The sequence below is a fragment of the Microcystis aeruginosa LEGE 91341 genome (genome assembly GCF_015206885.1).
Taxonomy (GTDB): Bacteria; Cyanobacteriota; Cyanobacteriia; order Cyanobacteriales; family Microcystaceae; genus Microcystis; species Microcystis aeruginosa_H.
Window position 1 is genome coordinate 1 of sequence record NZ_JADEXY010000225.1, and the last position, 3,489, is coordinate 3,489.

Here is a 3,489-nt window from a genome sequence, read left to right on the forward strand (position 1 = left end):
CAGGATATACTCCACAAAAGCGTTTAAACTCTTCTGGATTCAAATTTTTTACTTTTTCGTAAGTCATTGTTTTTCTGAGTGTTTTACTTTATTTTACATAATCAGTTCCTATTTTTGCAGGAGGTCTAATGACTACTCTACACGGTAATTGGCTGATTGGTTCGCAGGATAGTGTTTTTTTTCTTTGGGGTGAACAGTGGCAAGGGAAAGAATTAAGTGAAACCCAAGAAAATCATCCTTTTTGTCTAGAATCTGGGGCATTATCCCAATTTATCGAGAAATTTTCTCCTCAGCTTAACCAGTATTCTCCAGAATCAATCAAGCTCAGTTTGCCTAGTTATTCTCCCCCTAGGAAAAAATATTTTTTACCGCTGCTGTCAGGGCAAATTCTCGAACCCACACCTAAATCCTTGTCTTGGCAACCATGGCAGGTATCGGGATTAACTTTTTCTGCGGGGATGATAGTACAGTTATGGGAAAAATTACCCCTAGCTAAGGCCGAATTTATCGGCAATGATCTACGATTTTGGCTGTATTTGCACCGTTGGAGTTTAGATTTATTAGCAAGGGGGAAATTTTTAGTAGGAATAAATCAGGGTGAAAGTTGCTGGTATCCCCTGCTAGATAGTACCATCGATCGCACTCGTTTAGCTAAGTTTATCCAAACCATCCCCCTGGTTTGTCTTGCCTATCAAGAAAATAGCGAACCACAAACAATCATTCTCGATTGCTTAAAAAATATTGTCGATGCTCGTTTGCGACAAAAGATCGATAGTACTGTTAATATTTCCCCCTCATTGATGGTGAAACCCTGGCTACAATCTTTAAGCAGTGATCGTCATGACATTGCCTTAGAAGCCAAGAATTTACAGCGTCTAGAAAATGCTTATAATAACTGGGTGTTTCCTATCCAAGAAAGTTTAGTTAATGGCAATAATCGCCAATTAATCGAGAATCAATACCGTGTCTGTTTATCTTTACAACCTCCCAGATTAGGGACAGCGTGGAAACTCACCTATTATTTACAAGCGTTAGATGATCCCGAATTTCTCATTAGTGCTAAGTTGATTTGGTTAGAGGGCAAAGAGAGTTATCATAGTTATCAAAGAGTTGTCAATAATCCCCAAGAAATTCTCTTAAAAGGATTGGGATTAGCATCGCGATTGTACGAACCGATTAGAATTAGTTTAGAGCAGAGACACCCGGAGGAATGTTCTCTTGATTCGATCGAAGTTTATCAGTTTATTCGCTCGATCGCTTGGCAATTGCAAGAGCAGGGATTAGGGGTAATTTTGCCAACGGGTTTAACTGCCGGTAGTAATGAACAAAGATTAGGAATTAAGATTGCTGCTAGTGTAACTCCCAAAAAAGGAGAAAGATTAAGTTTAACCAGTTTATTAAACTTTCAGCTTAAATTAGTGGTAGGAGAACAGGAAATATCAAAAAAAGATTTTGATAAGTTATTAGAGAAAAAATTGCCAGTGGTGGAAGTGGGGGGCAAATGGTTAATCCTACAACCTACGGATGTCAAAGCAGCTCAGGCAATTTTAAATAATACCATCACTCCCCTGAATCTCTCAGTGGAAGATGCTCTGCGCTTGAGTTCAGGGGATAATAATCTAATTGCTAAACTGCCGGTAGTCAATTTCCAAGCGGAGGGAGCATTAAAGGAATTAATTGATAATTTAAATAACAATCAAGGGATTCAATTAATCAACCCACCTAGGGAATTTCGGGGGGAATTACGTCCCTATCAAATTAAGGGAGTTAGTTGGTTAGCTTTCCTAGAAAAGTGGGGTTTAGGTGCTTGTTTAGCCGATGATATGGGTTTAGGCAAAACCCCGCAATTAATCGCTTTTTTACTAGCATTAAAAGAAGAGGATATGTTAGTTAATCCCGTGTTAGTGGTTGCTCCCACTTCTGTGGTTAATAACTGGGAACATGAGTTAAGAAAATTCGCTCCCACCCTAGCGGTTTTTGTGCATCATGGCGAAAAAAGATTAAAAGGTCAAGCTTTTGCTCAAGAGGTAAAAAATAAATCGGTTGTGATTACCAGTTATCCTTTAATCTATCGCGATCTGTCCAGTTTAGAAGCAGTACAATGGCAAGGTTTAGTTTTAGATGAAGCTCAAAATATTAAGAATTCTACGGCTAAACAATCCCAAGCAGTGCGAAAAATACCCGCAGGATTTCGGATTGCCTTAACGGGAACTCCCGTAGAAAATCGCCTGACAGAATTATGGTCAATTTTGGATTTTCTCAATCCCAATTTTTTAGGAACTCAAGCCTTTTTTCAGCGTCGTTTTGCCCTTCCCATTGAAAAATACGGCGATCAAGAATCCCTACATAATTTGCGTTCCCTCGTCCGTCCTTTCATTTTAAGGAGATTAAAAACCGATAAAACTATTATTGAAGATTTACCAGAAAAACAGGAAATGAATGTCCTGTGTGGTTTATCAAAAGAACAGGGACAACTTTATCAACAATTAGTCGAGACAACGCTCCAGAAAATTGAAGAAACCCAAGGGATTCAGAGACATGGATTGATTTTAACCTTGCTAATGCAACTCAAACAAATTTGTAATCATCCCGCCCATTTTTTGAAAGAAAATAGTTTAGAAACCAGTCAAAGATCGGGAAAATTATTACGCTTAGAAGCTATGGTAGAGGAAGTGATAGCCGAAGGCGATCGAGCTTTAATTTTTACACAATTTGCCGAGTGGGGAAAACTCCTACAAACCCATCTCCAGAAAAAATTAGCCGAGGAAATATTATTTCTCTCTGGTTCTACCAAAACAAAAGATCGGGTAGAAATGATCGAGCGCTTTCAAAATGATCCCCAAGGACCAAAGATTTTTATTCTCTCCCTAAAAGCAGGGGGAACAGGATTAAATTTAACCCGCGCTAATCACGTTTTTCATATCGATCGTTGGTGGAATCCGGCCGTAGAAAATCAGGCCACCGATCGCGCTTTCCGCATCGGACAAAAACGCAATGTTCAGGTACATAAATTCATCTGTACGGGAACCCTAGAGGAACGCATTAATGAGATGATCGAAAGCAAAAAACAATTAGCGGAACAAACCGTAGATGCCGGGGAAAATTGGTTAACCGAATTAGATACCGATCGCCTGCGAGATTTATTATTATTAGATCGATCGGCAATTATTGATGAAGAAGAAACCGATTAGAAGCGAACCACCTGATAAACCGTGGAACCATTCTCAAACAGGGGCCGATAGTAAATGCCGCTGCAATTGTAATAAAGCGTATTGTCAGCCGTAATTGTGGTGCAGCCGTCTGGGATATAGGTGACAATTGCGCCGATTGGCGGGACCACCACCGTGTAGGAACTGCCGCTAGGTTGAAGATAGATGCCGTCCGAGTAAATGTAGGAAGTAGAACCCACATAGACGGTATTGTAGTAGGGGGGGAGAGTGGCGATCGCTGAACCGATGACTAAGCCGGTGGTCAAACCCACCCAACCCC

2 protein-coding genes are annotated in these 3,489 nt (G+C 40.2%); one reads left to right on the forward strand and one right to left on the reverse strand.

Going from position 1 to position 3,489, the window contains the following annotated elements:
- Nucleotides 1–128: 128 nt before the first annotated feature.
- Nucleotides 129–3,191: a DEAD/DEAH box helicase gene (locus tag IQ234_RS20250; protein ID WP_193958393.1), complete on the forward strand. Its 3,063-nt coding sequence runs from the start codon at nt 129–131 to the stop codon at nt 3,189–3,191.
- Here IQ234_RS20250 and IQ234_RS20255 read toward each other — a convergent pair.
- A partial coding sequence (locus IQ234_RS20255; RefSeq protein ID WP_228008642.1) for a DUF6515 family protein occupies nt 3,188–3,489 on the reverse strand: 302 nt, incomplete at its 5' end. The genes IQ234_RS20250 and IQ234_RS20255 overlap by 4 nt on opposite strands.

Excerpts from the sequence above, each read along its gene's own strand:
- IQ234_RS20250 (WP_193958393.1), top strand. The coding sequence starts at position 129 with ATGACTACTCTACACGGTAATTGGCTGATTGGTTCGCAGGATAGTGTT.